We start from the raw sequence: 13,905 nt of genomic DNA on the forward strand, positions 1-13,905 counted from the left end.
CGGGCAGAAAGGCCACAAAGGGGGGTACCCAGGGGCCGTAATTAGCGCCCGATAGCACCCCGCTCAGGATATCGACTATACTGCCCAGGCAGTAGCCCTTATGACTTCCCCGTTCGTACTCACTGCCAAGTGGCAGCAGAGCGCCCCCGGCTTTTAGCTCATTGGGGTTGGTGCTGCTGCCTCCGGCGGCATCCTGAACCCAGCCCGTGGGGGTGGAGAGCTGCTTGCGCTGCAGAATCTCCAGCTTGCCATTGGCGGCCGTGGTGGTGGCAAAATCGGCTACAAAGGGAGGTTCCTGACCGGCGGGTACTGCCACGGCTATAGGGTTGGTGCCCAGCATGCGCTCGCTGGCAAAGGTGGGGGCCACCAGGGGGCTTGCATTGGTCATGGCCATGCCAATCATGTCATGGGCCAGGGCTTGCATGGCATGCTGGCCGGCAATGCCAAAGTGGTTGGAGTTGCGCACCGCTACCCAGCCGGTGCCCACCACCTGAGCCTTTTCTATGGCTAGTTTCATGGCAGCAGGGGCACTTACAAGGCCCAAGGCACCATCGGCATCCAGCACAGCAGTAGAGGGGGTTTCATGCACCACCTGCATGTTGGGCCGGGCATTGATGCGCCCTGCCTCCCACAGCCGCACATAACCCGAGAGGCGGGCTACCCCATGCGAGTCGATGCCACGCAGATCGGCGCTCAGCAACACCTGTGCGGCAAGCTGTGCTTCGGCGGCCGTGCAGTCCATGGCCCTGAATATTTCTTTAGTAAAGCGGAGGAGCTCCTGGTAAGAATAGGTGTGTGATGCCATACAGCCAAATGCCAAACATAGGGAGTGCCCTTTCTGGTAGAGAAGGGGGGTAATTTGGGCTGCAAGTTACTGTTTTCGGCCGATCAGGAGAAGCTATGCCCTAAAAAGTTGCGGGCCGGCATGCCGGTGGGCTTGCGCAGTCCGGGCTGGGGTTTGGTCAGAATCTCTCCCAGCACCCCTTCTTTAAGGGCGTAGGCAGATACGCGGATGCGCTTGAGCCCGTAGGCCTCCAGCACAAAGCGGATCAGGCAGGAAGCGACCACGATCATATCTACCCGAAGGGGGATCATACCCGGAATCTGCAGGCGCTGGGCCTTGTCTTTCACCAGCAATTCTTCATGAATGGGGTAGTAGGCTGGCAGCGAAAGTGGAAATTCCGTTCCCATGGCATCGCGTTCTATTTCATGTTTATGGCAGTAAATGTCGCTGAGGGTGTCAAAGGAGCCGCTTGAACCTACCAGGGTGCTGGGTTGCAGCCGGGCTACAGCTTCGCTTAGGGGCTGAAGCTTTTCGTGCAGGTAGTGGTTAAGGCGCAGCACCTCGGCAGGCAGCATGGGGTCGTGGTGATGGAACAAATCCAGCAGGCGCTGGGCGCCTATCTCAAAGCTTTGCTTGTAAAATGCCTGGCTTGCATCGGCAATGATGAACTCTACACTGCCACCGCCTATGTCCATGATCAGACTCTTCTCGCTGCCCAGGTCCATGGCGCGGCGCACACCCAGGTAGATCAGTTCGGCTTCTTCCTCGCCGGAGATCACCCGCACGCGGATGCCGGTTTCTTTATAGATCTGCTCGGTAATAGCAGCAGAATTGCGGGCATTGCGGATGGCACTGGTAGCCGTAGCGTATACCTCCCGGATGCCGTTTTCTTCAATGATGCGGCTGAAGTGTTTCAGCGCCGATATAGCCCGGGCCTGCGCCTCTTCTATGATGATGCTGGTAGTAATGCCCCCTTCACCAATCTTTACGGCCACTTTTTCACGATGCAATAATTCTGTCTTTTGCCCGCGAATACGGGCAATTAAGAGGTGGAAGGTATTGGTTCCAAGATCTATGACAGCAACTTTTCGCATGCGTTCTTATAAAAAACTTCGGCAAATATAGCGTTTTAGTGGCTTGTACAGCCAGTAGGCGTACGCTATTGCAGGATTTTTTAGAATTTAATATCCTAAAAATACCTTTTGTGCAGGCTGCACAAATAGTGCCAGTCTTTTGTTTTACGTATGCCAGCCTAAAAAAGTGGCGTTACCGTATAAAAACTACCGCTGCGCTAACTTTATAAAGGCCATAATCGTTTACTTACATCAGGTTTTGCACAGGCCACTGTGCGGAAGCACCAGCACCTGATCATTCATCTCTTTTTATGGGGAACAGCCTAGACAGTGCACCTGCACTTATTTTTATACCTGATATCAATGGCTTTACAGCCTACATCAGCAAAACCGATATACGGGTTGCTAAAAAGGTAATTCCTGCCCTGCTGGAAACAATCATTGAGCAAAATGAGCTTGACCTGAAGCTGGTAGAGATTCAGGGCGACGCCATTCTCTACTACAAGATCGGGGAGCCGCCCTCGCCCACGGCTATGGTGTCGCAGGCAAAAAAAATCTTCTCGGCCTTTACCGAGAAGCTGGAGGAACTCAGCCTGAGCCTGCCCCAGGAAACACTCTCACTGCCCGAGCGCCTGGGGATCAAAATTGTGACCCATTACGGCAAAATAGCCATTACCAAGATCAGGGGCAATGTACGCCTCATAGGCGAAGATGTGATCATTGCCCACCGGCTGCTGAAAAACAGCATAGAAGCAGATGAATACCTGCTGATGACCGAAGCCTATACCTCCTATTTTGAGGAAGAAGAGCTGGAGCAGGTCTTTGCCTTTGGCGAGCTTATGAAGGGGCAGGATACCTATGAGCATATTGGGCCGGTAAACTACCGCTATGCCAGCCTTAAGCCGCTCTTTAGCCGCTCCGTACGCTGAGGGGGCAGTACATACCCCCTTGCCAGCTTAGCGCATGTTGTACTGGGTTACAAAGAAGATGCCGATAAAGGCCACCACGGCCAGCACCAGCCCTCCCATAAACACACTGTAGGAGATGCGCAGCAGGCGGTATTTTTCCGTCAGCACCAGGCCCAGAAAGTAAATATCAATGCTCATGCTGTCATAAAGCAGGTCTTTTGACTGCCCTATTTCCTTCATGTTCTTAATAAATTCGGGCAGCTCCATGTTGGTGAAATTGCCAAAGAAAAGCGCACTGCTTTGCTTGTTGCGAACCTTCTCCAGGCTAACATCCTTTTTGGTCACATTGGGCCGCGCCGAGATGATGGCGTAGATTACCGATACCAGTGAGCCGATCAGCAGGATGCAGATGGGGATGGTAAAGCGCATGTTTTCAATAAAGGCCCGCTCGGTAAGCGTAAAACTACCACCCACTACAGTAATGATAATGGACATGATAATGGTATTGATGCTGATCATCATGTTGGCCTTGCTGTCGGCAATGGCGCTTAGCTCTATGTGGTTGCGGTAGGTAGCCCGGTACATGGTTTCAATGCCACGCTTGGGTTCCTTGTCTTTTTCCTTTTTGCTTTTGGCCTTTTTATGTGCCGCCCGTTGGTCGTTGATGTTTTTTTCCCGCCGGTCGCCGTATTCCTTGCGGAAATAGTCGGTATAAAAATGGGTGTTCAAAATATACTCCTGCTGCAGCTTGTTCCATTCAGAGGGGCTGTAGTGCTTATCCAGGAAAACCTCCCATTCAATGCGCAGCAGCTCGGCTTTTCGGGCAAAGCTTTTTTTGCCAATACTGATGCGGTCAGCATCGTGCAGGATCTTTTCCAGCAGATCAGTGGGCTCGTGCTCCCATTTGGTAGAATTGATCAGGCGCATCACCTCCTTTTGCCGATCGGCCGGGTACTGCTCCTGCTGTAGAAAGGCGCTGGCAATGGTCTTGCTTTCTTCCTCATGCCCCCTGTAGGTGGTAACATAGCCGGCATCATGAAACCAGGCGGCCACCAGCAATACTTCCTGCTCGGCCGGGGGCAGCTCATAATAGTCAGCCGCCTCGGCACAGGCTTCTACGGTCTGGCGGGTATGGTTCAGGTTGTGGTATACGTATTTGTTAGACAGCTTTCGGGTAAAAAAATCGGTTATGAAGTCCCGCGATTTATCAACGATCTTCATGCTTTGTTCTTCCATATAAAAGGGATGGTGTTAGCGGCTTATACGGAATACAAACATTCAGGGATAGTGCTATGTTTTAAGGATAAGTGCTTTTTCTGCACGGCCTCTGGCAAATAGCCTGCTATCCTTGACGCTATCAACTGACCATGAAACCCACCTGGCTCTACCTACTAAGCTGTATGCTCCTGCTGCTGGCCTGCCGGCAGGAGGGCGATGGCGGAACGAACGGTGCAACTACCTCTCCTTATACTGGCAGCGAAAGCCTGGCCGCCCTGGGCTATCGCATTGACCAGCCGGCCAAAACCTATACCCTGCCCGGTAGCCTTAGGGAACTCTCCGGCATGCAAAGCCTTGGGCAGCAGCAGCTAGCCTGCATTCAGGATGAGGAGGGCATTATCTACCTCTTCGATCTGCAAAAAGGGGAGGTGGTGCAGGAGGTGCCCTGGGGAGAACCGGGCGATTACGAGGGCGTAGCCGGCAGCCGGGAAGAGCTGTGGGTGCTCAAAAGCGATGGCACCCTCTACCAGCTACGCAAGCTGTGGACGGGCGAGGCTCCCCAGGTACGGGAATTTCAGACCCCCCTTACCCAGGCCTGCGATGCCGAGGGCCTAAGCCTGCTGCCCAACGCTCAGGCCCTGCTTATCGCCTGTAAAGAGGGGGCTGCCGGCGAAAGGCGCATCTGGAGATTTAGCACCGACAGCCTGCAGCTGGATCCGGTTCCTTATTTGCAGCTGGAGCATGCCGAGATGGAGGAAGAATTTATTGAAACAGAGTTGGATCGGGTTTCCTTAAGCCTGCAGAAGTTCCTGAGCGTACGGGGCGAGTCTGGTGTTTTTGTACCCTCCGGTCTGGCCATACACCCCCTTACGGGAGATTTATTTATTCTGTCGGCGGCCAGCAAAATTCTGGTTGTGGTAGACAAAACCGGAAAGCTATCGTATATACAGGAATTACCAAGCGCTATTTTTTTACAGCCTGAGTCCATCACCTTTTTGCCAGACGGTACCCTGCTGATTGGCAACGAGGGAGGGGCCGCAGAGTCAACTATTTTGTTATTTACCTATGATGCACACTAAACCGGCAGCTGTTAGCTGGAGCTGGGCGCTACCCCTGGCATTTTTTATAGCCGCCTGTGGAGCCGTAAAACCCTATATAGCAAGAGAGCAGCGTAGCTGGCAGGAGGTAGCCCTGCCCCCTGCAGAAGAGCTGCTCCACACCGTATACCTGGTAGGCGATGCCGGCAAACCCGACAAAGACCGGCAGGAGCCCAGCCTGCGCCTGCTGGAATCGCAGCTGCGTGGCCAGTACCGCTCCGAGCAGGATGGGGGAATCTCCCAGCTGCCCGATTCGCTCAAATCGGTGATCTTTCTGGGCGATAATATCTATGAAGATGGCCTGTCTGCCCCGGACGATCCCGACCGGGAAGAGGAAGAGCGCATCATTGTAGAGCAAATGCAGGTGGTGCAGAGCTGGGCCGGTACCCCTGTTTTTATCCCCGGCAACCACGACTGGAACCATAGCCGGGTAGGGGGGCTGGAGAAGGTGATGCGGCAGGGCGAATTTGTACGCCAGTTTCTGGACAATCCCAGAGCCTTTCTTCCCTTTAATGGCTGCCCCGGTCCCGTAGCCCTGCCGGTAGGCGATAATGTAGTGCTGGTGCTGATAGATTCGGAGTGGTGGCTCACCCCCCATCGCCGTCCGCGCGGCCCTGAGGGAGGCTGCAATGTAGAGTCGGAGCTGGACTTTATTGTGCAGCTGGATGATATGCTCTCCCGCTATAGCGATAAGCACATTGTGCTGGCGCTGCACCACCCCCTGAAAAGCAATGGCAACCATGGGGGGCACTACAACCTGGGCGACCATATTTTTCCGCTCAGGCTCAAATATGCCAATGCATATGTACCCCTTCCCCTGATTGGCTCCATTTACCCCCTGGGCCGTATGTATGGCGTTTCCCGCCAGGATATTGCCAACCCCAAATATCAGCAGCTTATCAATGCCCTTACCAGCATTACCGAGGGCCGCACCAATGTGGTGATTGCCGCCGGGCATGAGCACAACCTGCAGTTGCAGGAGCTAAACGGGGTTATGCACATTGTCAGTGGCTCGGGTGCCAAAGAAACCTTTTGTGTGGGGGGGCGCGATGCTCTTTTTGTGCACAGGTCCAAAGGCTTTGCCCGCCTCAACTACTATAAGAATGGCGAGGTGTGGGTAGAATTCTGGGTGCCCGAAGGGGATGGCGAGCAGGGAACCCTTACCTTCCGTACCCCCCTCTATGCCCTTACTCCGGCAGAAAGTAAAGAAGTGAAGGAGGCCGTAGCTGACCTAAACTATTCGGACAGCACCAAGGTAGTGGCCGCCAATCCTGAATATGCCCAGCGCAGCAGACTGAGCCGTGCTATCTGGGGCGATCATTACCGGCAGGAGTGGAGTACGCCCATAGAGGTACGCTATCTGGATTTACAGCGTGCCAAAGGCGGACTTACCCCCATTCGCAAGGGGGGCGGTAAGCAAACGCTGAGCCTTCGCCTGCTTAACCCTGATAGCATCCAGTACCAGTTCCGCTCCATAGACAAGATTCCCTCGGCCATTTTGCCGCCAGGCCTGCAAACTACCTTTGCGGCCGATGTGGTGCAGGACCAGATCTCATCCGCGCACCCCTATGGCAGCTTTACCGTACCGCGCATGGCTGATGCCATCGGCATCTACCATACCGATCCCGAACTGTACTACATGCCCAGCTCAGCCCTGCTGGGCCCTTATATCAGCGATTTTGGCGGCATGATCGGGCTGCTGGAGATCCGGCCGGATGAGGACCTGACCGCCTACCGCAACTTTGGCTTTACCCAAAATGCCATTAGCACCCGCAACATGCTCAGCAAATTGCAGGAAGATAATGATGACGACATAGACCAGCCCCTGTACCTGCGTACCCGTCTATTTGATATGCTCATAGGCGACTGGGACCGCCATGAAGACCAGTGGCGCTGGGCAGAGTTTGAAAAGGAAGGAAAAGGCAAGCGTTACCTGCCCATTCCCCGGGACCGGGATCAGGTGTTTGTAAAGTTTGATGGAATAGTGCCCTGGCTTGGCTCCAGAAAGTGGGCGGTACGCCACTTCAGCCATTTCGATTATGAGTTTGAAGACGTAAAGGGCCTGAACCTGAGTGCGCTTAAAATGGACCGGCGCCTGCTTAGCGGACTCTCCTATGCCCAGTGGCAGGAACAGGTAGCGCATATTCAGGAAAACCTGGAGGATGTGTTCATAGAAGAGGCCATGCGCCAGATGCCCGATGAAGTGTTCTCCATCAGCGGTCCGGAGATCATAGCCAAGCTAAAGAGCCGCCGTGCTGTGCTGGATGAAGCCGCCCGGGAATACTACCTGGCACTGGCAAAATATGTGGACGTATTTGGCTCCGATAAGCATGAGCGCTTTGAAGTAGAGCGCCTGCCCGATGGCAGCACCCGGGTAGTGGTCTACAAGATCAAAAAAGACGGTGAGCAGGAGCATATCCTGTACGATCGCCTCTTTCTGCCCGACGAAACCCGCGAAATACGCCTGTGGGGACTTGCTGGCGAAGATGAGTTCCGCATAAGCGGCGAAGCACCTGATGCCATACTGCTGCGCGTAATTGGAGGTGCTGAGAAAGATAGCTACAAGGATGTCTCCCGGGTACGGGGCGGCAGAAGCATTATTTATTATGATAATGTGCTGGATGAAAACAAGATCGAGAAGGGGCAGGAAACCAACCTGCGCCTTTCCAACAAGGACTACATAAACGACTACGATGCCGACGATTTCTTCTATACCTACCTGGGCCCCCGGCTTTCGCTGGCCTTTAACCCCGATGATGGTGTGTTTATTGGTGGAGGAGCTAACCTGCGGAGCTATGGTTTCCGAAAAAGCCCGGCGGCCTCAGACCAGACGCTGCTGGTAAACTATGCCTTTGCAACCGGTGCCTACAATTTCCGTTACAAAGGGGCCTTTTACCAGGCTTTTGGCCGGGGCAATGATCTGCTGCTTGATTTATCCTACCAGGGACCCCAGTTTGTGCTCAACTACTTTGGGCAGGGCAATGAGAGCCCCAAAACCGAGCCTATTGATTTTTACCGGGTGCGCCTCAATAGCTTTAATGCCGAGCTGCTGGCCAACCGCCGCCTGGGTCCGTTCATTAACATCGGCATAGGCCCGCATTTTCGCTGGGTAGGGGTAAACGAGAATAAAGATACCTACATTGACTCGGATGATTTCCGGACCAGCGATCTGTATGCCAGTGAGGAGAGCATGCTGGGGGGCAGGGCTTATTTCAGGCTGGATGCCACCAACGACCCCCGCATCCCCACCCGGGGGGTGATCATTGAAAATTCCCTGCAGTATACCAACAGCCTGCGCTCTGAAAACATCAACCTCACACGGCTGCATTCGGAGTTCTCCATCTACATATCGCCGAATACCGATCGCTTTCGCCCCACTATTGCCCTGCGCTTTGGGGGGCAGCGCAACTGGGGAGATTATCTCTTCTATCAGTCGGCCGCTATCGGCAACAATACCACCCTGCGCGGCTTTCGCAATTACCGCTTTGCCGGCTATGGCGCGGCCTACCAGAATACCGAGCTGCGGGTACCCATCAGCCCTATCTACAATTATGTGTTTACAGGCAGCTGGGGGCTCTATGGCTTTATTGACCATGCCCGGGTGTGGGCAGAAGGGGAGGACTCCATCCGCTGGCACCGGGGCTTTGGGCCGGGTGCGTATTTAAACCTGTACCAGTTATTTGTGGTGTCGGGAGGAGTGAGTTTTTCAAGAGAAGGCCCCTATTTCCTGCTGCGCTCAGGCTTCTTCTTCTAGCCTGAGCGATCGGCCGGATACGCAAGGAGGCACTCTTCTCCCTGCGTATCCGGCCAGGCAGGCCAGGGGCTTAGGCGTGGGTGAGGTAGGTCTGGGTCTCGGCCACTTCCATCAGGCCTTCGGCCGTCAGGCCGGTCATGTCTACCGGCTTTAGCTCGTTGATGAGCATGGGGTCGTATTTGGCGGCTACCCGCACATAGTTTTCGGTAAAGCCGTGCATCATTCCGGCTACCACATCATCCTCAAACAACACAGTAGCCGTGCGGCCTATGTTCTGCTCGTAGAAGTAGCGCTTCTTTTTCTCGCTCAGGCTGCGCAGCATGCGGCTGCGGCGGTTGCGCTCCTTCATGGGCACTACCTGCTCCAGCTCGGCGGCAGGGGTATTGGCCCGTTCGGAATAGGTGAATACGTGCAGGTAGCTTACCGGCAGCTCGTTCAGAAACTGGTAGGTGTCCAGAAAGTGCGCCTCAGTTTCGCCGGGAAAGCCCACAATCACATCTACCCCTATGCAGCAGTGCGGCATCAGTTCCTTGATCTTGGCTACCCGCTCGGTGTAGAGCTCCCGCTGGTAGCGGCGGTACATGGCCTTTAGGATCTCATTGTTGCCCGATTGCAGCGGCAGATGAAAATGCGGCACAAAGCGGCGGGACTGTGCCACAAACGCAATGATCTCGTTGCTGAGCAGGTTGGGCTCAATGGAGGAGATGCGGAAACGCTCAATGCCTTCAATCGCATCAAGGCCCTGCAGCAGGTCCAGGAAGCGCTCTTTGCGGCGGCCCTCCTGTATACCAAAATCCCCTATGTTCACCCCGGTAAGCACCACTTCCTTAATGTCGGTAGCGGCTATTTCGCGGGCCGATTCCAGTATGTGCTCAATACTATCGGAGCGGCTTTTGCCCCGGGCCAGAGGTATGGTGCAAAAAGAGCAGTTGTAGTTGCAGCCGTCCTGTACCTTTAAAAAGGTGCGGGTACGGTCGCCGTAGGAGTACGCATTGTGAAAGGTATTGGCCTCGGAGATCTCGCTGGCAAGCACACGGGCAGCCGGTGCTTTCTCAAAGGTAGGAATGAGGTCCAGCAGCCTGAATTTTTCGGCAGCGCCCAGTACGGCATCCACCCCGGGTATGTCGGAGATCTCCTGCGGCTTTAGCTGGGCATAGCAGCCGATGATGGCCACATAGCCCTGGGGATTGATCAGCTGCGCTTCCCGCACAATCTTGCGGCATTTTTTATCGGCATTATCGGTCACCGAGCAGGTATTGATAATGAAGATATCGGGTGTGTCGGAAAACTCTACCTTACGGAAGCCGCGCTCCTCAAACTGGCGGCCAATGGTAGAAGTTTCGGAGAAGTTGAGCTTACACCCCAGCGTATAAAAGGCTACTTTCTTCATGCAGCTGCAAAATTACACAATCTTGATCTCTTGACCAACGAGCCTGCACGCCAGGAGGTTCCGGCTGTTGCTGTGAAAAGGGGTGCCCACTCGGCCTGCTGCTTCTCCATGGCAGAGTGACCCAGTGAGAGCAGCAGGCTGGCGGGTGGCTGGGGGCGATGGATGCAGCCGCTTGAACCCCAGCCAGACAGAATCTGCGCCAAGATTTTTTTGCCGGGTTGGAAGGGGTTGCGTAAGCTTTTGCCTCCGGATGGCGCTGTTTCCTAAACAGACTTTCCCAGGCCAGAAGTGGGAAGCGGGGAGCCAGGGGGCTGTTTGAGAGCCAGAAGAAGGGAAAAAGGGGTGCGGGCGTGTAGTGTGTTGTTAGGTAGGGTGTAAGGATGATCCGTTATTTACGCAGCATGTGCAGGATCTGGACTGTATCTTCATCCTTTCATTTAGGTAGCCAAAAGAACGCCGGAAAATGGGAGGAGAGGTACGAATAGTAGTGGCGGATGATCACCGGATGGTGCGCAAGGCATGGCAGCTGTTGCTGTCGGCAAAACAGCAGTATACCGTTGTGGGCCAGGCGGCCAATGGCGCCGAAGTGCTGCAGCTGTTGCAGACGATGCGGGCCGATCTGGTGCTGATGGACCTGGACATGCCCGTAATGAACGGCTTTGATGCTACCGAACAGATCAAAAAGCGCTATCCCTGGATCAAGGTGATTGGCCTTACCCAGCAGAAGGAAAGCGGCTATATCAAAAAACTGTTTGCGCTGGGCGCCTCTGCCTACCTCACCAAGAATGCATCGGACGAGGAGCTGTTTGAAGCCCTGGAACATGTGCTGGACGAAAAACGCTACCTTTCCAGGGAAGTAAGCGATGTGCTGAGCAAAAGCCTGCTTACCCCCCCTTCTGAAGGATCTGCCGATCAGGTATTCATGGGGCTTTCGGCCCGCGAGATTGAAATCGTTAAGCTGATTGCGTCGGGCCATACCACTCTGCAGATCTCCAATACGCTGCACCTGAGCATCAAGACCATTGAGAGTCACCGGCGTAACATTTTTAAGAAGCTGCAGGTTAAGAATGTAGCCCAAATGATTGGCAAGGTAAAAGACAGAATTGTATAGGGAGCGGATAGTAGCTGCTCCCGATTTTTTAAGCTGGAGGCCCATTGCCCGCAGGCAGAAGGTAGCCCCTTACCCCCTTTGTACGCATCGGGAATTTTTTTTAAAAAGCATGAATTCAGCTCTTTCCCTACTTGAGTTTACATCCCTTCATCAGTTCCGGGCGGTATATGAGCCGGTGAGTGACCTGGTGTTTCTCATCGACCTCCATAACCATGCCATTGTAGCCGCCAATCCGGCCTTTAGCCAGCTGATTGGCGAAAATGGCGGGCTGCCCGGCCTAAATGCCGATAGCCTCATACCGGCAGACGTATTCCGGCAGCTGCCCCTGCTGGATGTGCACACCCTCAGCATGTGCCGGCCCGGCAGCGATCCCTTTGAGGTAGTGCTGCAGCTGCTGCCGGCCCGCATTGGCGAAGAACTCTATTATCTGTGCATCGCCCGTGAAAGCGAGCGGGCCGAGCTGGAAGACCTTATTGCCGCCGCCGAAAAGGAAAAGCGGGCCCTGTTGAGCGAGGTGTACCACCGGGTAAAGAACAATCTGAACATTATCCTCAGCCTGCTGAGCCTGCAGCTAAACCGGGTGCAGGAGCCCAATGCCCGCCACCTGCTGCTGGAGAGTAAAAGCAGGATCTATACCCTGGCCCTGCTGCAGGAACGGCTCTATGCCTCGCCCCGGCTGTCGGAGATCAGGGCAAATGACTATCTGGTCAAGCTTATGCAGGCCGTGCTGGCCTCCTTTCGCATGCCTGGCCAGGAGATAGCGCTTCAGCACCAGATCAACGCTGCCTGGATGAATGTAGATCAGCTCCTGCCCCTGGGGCTAATTGTGCATGAGCTGCTGGCCAATGCCGTACAGCATGCCTTTAGCGCCCGCACAGATGGCCGAATTGAGGTAACACTGGCCGAGCCAAGCTCCGGCAGATGCCGGCTGACCGTGCGTGACAATGGGAGCGGGCTGGCAGACCCAACGCTTTATGCTACTCCCAAAAGCGGAAGCCTGGGCGCCCAGCTGGTGCTTAACCTGGTGCGGCAGCTAAAAGGTGAGCTGCAGCTGACCAGTACCTCTGCAGCGGGCACCACGGTACTTGTTGAATTTCCTTTTATACCGGAGCATGCCGCATAGTGTACTGATAGTAGAGGATGAGGTGATTGCGGCCCTCTCCCTGCAGGAAACCCTGCACCAGCTGGGCTATAGCGTATGCGGACTGGCCTCAGGCAGTGAAGAAGCCTTACAGGCTGTGCGGCAGCAACAGCCGGATCTGGTGCTTATGGACATAAACCTGGGCGAGCAGCAGGATGGCATACAGCTTGGCCAGACCATCATGCAGGCGTACGGCCTGCCGGTGGTCTTTTTAACGGCCTATTCTGATAGGGGCACTATAGAACGGGCAAAGGAAGCCTTCCCATACGGCTATATGATCAAGCCCTGGCAGGAGGCCGAGCTGCTGGCCACCCTGGAAACAGCCCTGTACAAGCACCTTGCCGACAAGCGGCAGTTTGAGCTGCAGCAAACCCGCAACAAGTTTTACACCATCATTGGCCATGATCTGCGCAGCCCGCTGGCGGCCTTGTCGGTTTCTACCCGGGCTTTGCTCAAGCATCTGGATGCGCTATCGCCAGATGATCTAAGAGAATTTATCAGTGATATTCACCATACGGTAGAAAATCTGTATGCCTTTACCGATAACCTGCTGGAGTGGTCCAGGCTGCAGTCGGGCAGGCTGGAGTACCGGCCGCAGGCAGTAGCCGTACAGCCCCTGGCCGAGGAGGTACTGGCATTGCTGGAAAGCCATGCCCGCAACAAAGGGGTGCAGGTGCGCCTGCAGGCAGCTGCCCGGCTGCAGGTGCAGGCCGACCGGAACATGCTGCATACCATACTACTCAACCTGCTGAGCAATGCCATTAAGTTTTCCTATCCGGGCAGCGAGGTGTGGCTGGAGGTGTCCCGGCAGGATGCTGCCCGCCTAGAGCTGCAGGTACGGGATAGGGGCAGGGGTATACCTGCCCAACAGCTGGCGAGTCTCTTCGATTTTAAAACAGCCATTCATACCCCCGGCACACAGGAAGAGAAGGGCACCGGCCTGGGCCTGCTGCTTACCAAAGAATTTGTAGAGGCCCATGGCAGCCGGCTGGAGGTTAGCAGCCAGGAGGGGGTGGGGACCTGCATTCGCTTTTTCCTGCCCCTGATCACTTAACGAAGCTGCTCCAGGAGCTGGTGCAGCTCCAGCATGTTTACGGGCTTTACCAAAAACCCATCTACCCCGGCAGCTTCTATGCGGGCCACTGTTTGGGGCTCTGAATTGCCGCTAATGATGATCACATGGGGAGAGGCCAGCTGGCGGATCGCTTCCAGGGTTTCAAGTCCGTCCAACCCCTTGCCCAGTTTTATATCCAGCAGCACCAGATCTACCGGCTGTTGGGCCAGCAGCTGCAGTGCCTCCCGGCCGCTGGGGCAAACGTCCACTATGGTATAGCCGCTATCTTCCAGTTCTGCCGCCAGCGCCATGCCTATTACAGCTTCATCTTCTATTATCAGGATTTGCTCTACAGGCATGCGGTCGGTTTCAGGT

Annotated in this window: 11 protein-coding genes; 6 read left to right on the forward strand and 5 right to left on the reverse strand. The window is 55.0% G+C overall.

Translation table 11 applies throughout. The features are described 5' to 3' along the window. Window positions 1-805, reverse strand: an 805-nt coding sequence (locus tag ADICEAN_RS03970) for an Ldh family oxidoreductase (protein WP_040396162.1), incomplete at its 3' end; no start/stop codon positions are given. Between the two features lie 83 nt (window positions 806-888). Further along, window positions 889-1,878, reverse strand: a complete 990-nt coding sequence (locus tag ADICEAN_RS03975; RefSeq protein ID WP_009194237.1) for a Ppx/GppA phosphatase family protein — start codon at window positions 1,876-1,878, stop codon at window positions 889-891. Between the two features lie 290 nt (window positions 1,879-2,168). Here ADICEAN_RS03975 and ADICEAN_RS03980 point away from each other — a divergent pair, with 290 nt between their 5' ends. Continuing rightward, a complete protein-coding gene (locus tag ADICEAN_RS03980) occupies window positions 2,169-2,786 on the forward strand; it encodes a DUF2652 domain-containing protein (protein ID WP_009194238.1) in 618 nt (205 codons plus the stop codon). A 27-nt stretch (window positions 2,787-2,813) separates the two neighbouring features. Here the strand turns inward: ADICEAN_RS03980 and ADICEAN_RS03985 are convergent, their stop codons facing one another. Beyond that, window positions 2,814-4,001 (reverse strand): Pycsar system effector family protein, encoded by a 1,188-nt coding sequence (locus ADICEAN_RS03985; RefSeq protein ID WP_009194239.1) that lies wholly within the window; start codon window positions 3,999-4,001, stop codon window positions 2,814-2,816. A gap of 164 nt (window positions 4,002-4,165) precedes the next feature. Here ADICEAN_RS03985 and ADICEAN_RS03990 point away from each other — a divergent pair, with 164 nt between their 5' ends. Both ADICEAN_RS03990 and ADICEAN_RS03995 read left to right on the forward strand, forming a co-directional pair. After that, the gene (locus tag ADICEAN_RS03990; RefSeq protein WP_040396164.1) at window positions 4,166-5,062 is read left to right on the forward strand and encodes a hypothetical protein; all 897 of its coding nucleotides are present in this window, start codon (window positions 4,166-4,168) and stop codon (window positions 5,060-5,062) included. Beyond that, entirely contained in the window at window positions 5,049-8,834 is a 3,786-nt protein-coding gene (locus tag ADICEAN_RS03995) for a BamA/TamA family outer membrane protein (protein ID WP_009194241.1), read from the forward strand. The genes ADICEAN_RS03990 and ADICEAN_RS03995 overlap by 14 nt, the downstream gene beginning before the upstream one ends. A gap of 70 nt (window positions 8,835-8,904) precedes the next feature. Here the strand turns inward: ADICEAN_RS03995 and mtaB are convergent, their stop codons facing one another. Further along, window positions 8,905-10,224, reverse strand: a complete 1,320-nt coding sequence (gene mtaB, locus ADICEAN_RS04000; RefSeq protein WP_009194242.1) for a tRNA (N(6)-L-threonylcarbamoyladenosine(37)-C(2))-methylthiotransferase MtaB — start codon at window positions 10,222-10,224, stop codon at window positions 8,905-8,907. A gap of 463 nt (window positions 10,225-10,687) precedes the next feature. On the opposite strand from mtaB, the gene ADICEAN_RS04005 reads away from it, so the two are divergent. From ADICEAN_RS04005 to ADICEAN_RS04015, 3 genes are all read left to right on the forward strand, one after another. Beyond that, complete coding sequence (locus tag ADICEAN_RS04005) at window positions 10,688-11,335, forward strand: response regulator (protein ID WP_009194243.1); 648 nt, start codon at window positions 10,688-10,690, stop codon at window positions 11,333-11,335. A gap of 109 nt (window positions 11,336-11,444) precedes the next feature. Then, a complete protein-coding gene (locus ADICEAN_RS20900) occupies window positions 11,445-12,458 on the forward strand; it encodes a sensor histidine kinase (protein ID WP_009194244.1) in 1,014 nt (337 codons plus the stop codon). Next, window positions 12,448-13,530: a hybrid sensor histidine kinase/response regulator gene (locus ADICEAN_RS04015; RefSeq protein ID WP_009194245.1), complete on the forward strand. Its 1,083-nt coding sequence runs from the start codon at window positions 12,448-12,450 to the stop codon at window positions 13,528-13,530. The genes ADICEAN_RS20900 and ADICEAN_RS04015 overlap by 11 nt, the downstream gene beginning before the upstream one ends. Here ADICEAN_RS04015 and ADICEAN_RS04020 read toward each other — a convergent pair. Next, on the reverse strand, window positions 13,527-13,889 hold the full coding sequence (locus ADICEAN_RS04020) for a response regulator (RefSeq protein WP_009194246.1): 363 nt from the start codon (window positions 13,887-13,889) through the stop codon (window positions 13,527-13,529). The two genes, ADICEAN_RS04015 and ADICEAN_RS04020, sit on opposite strands and share 4 nt — an antisense overlap. Window positions 13,890-13,905: the final 16 nt, after the last annotated feature.

It is taken from the genome of Cesiribacter andamanensis AMV16, from assembly GCF_000348925.1.
Lineage (GTDB): Bacteria > Bacteroidota > Bacteroidia > Cytophagales > Cyclobacteriaceae > Cesiribacter > Cesiribacter andamanensis.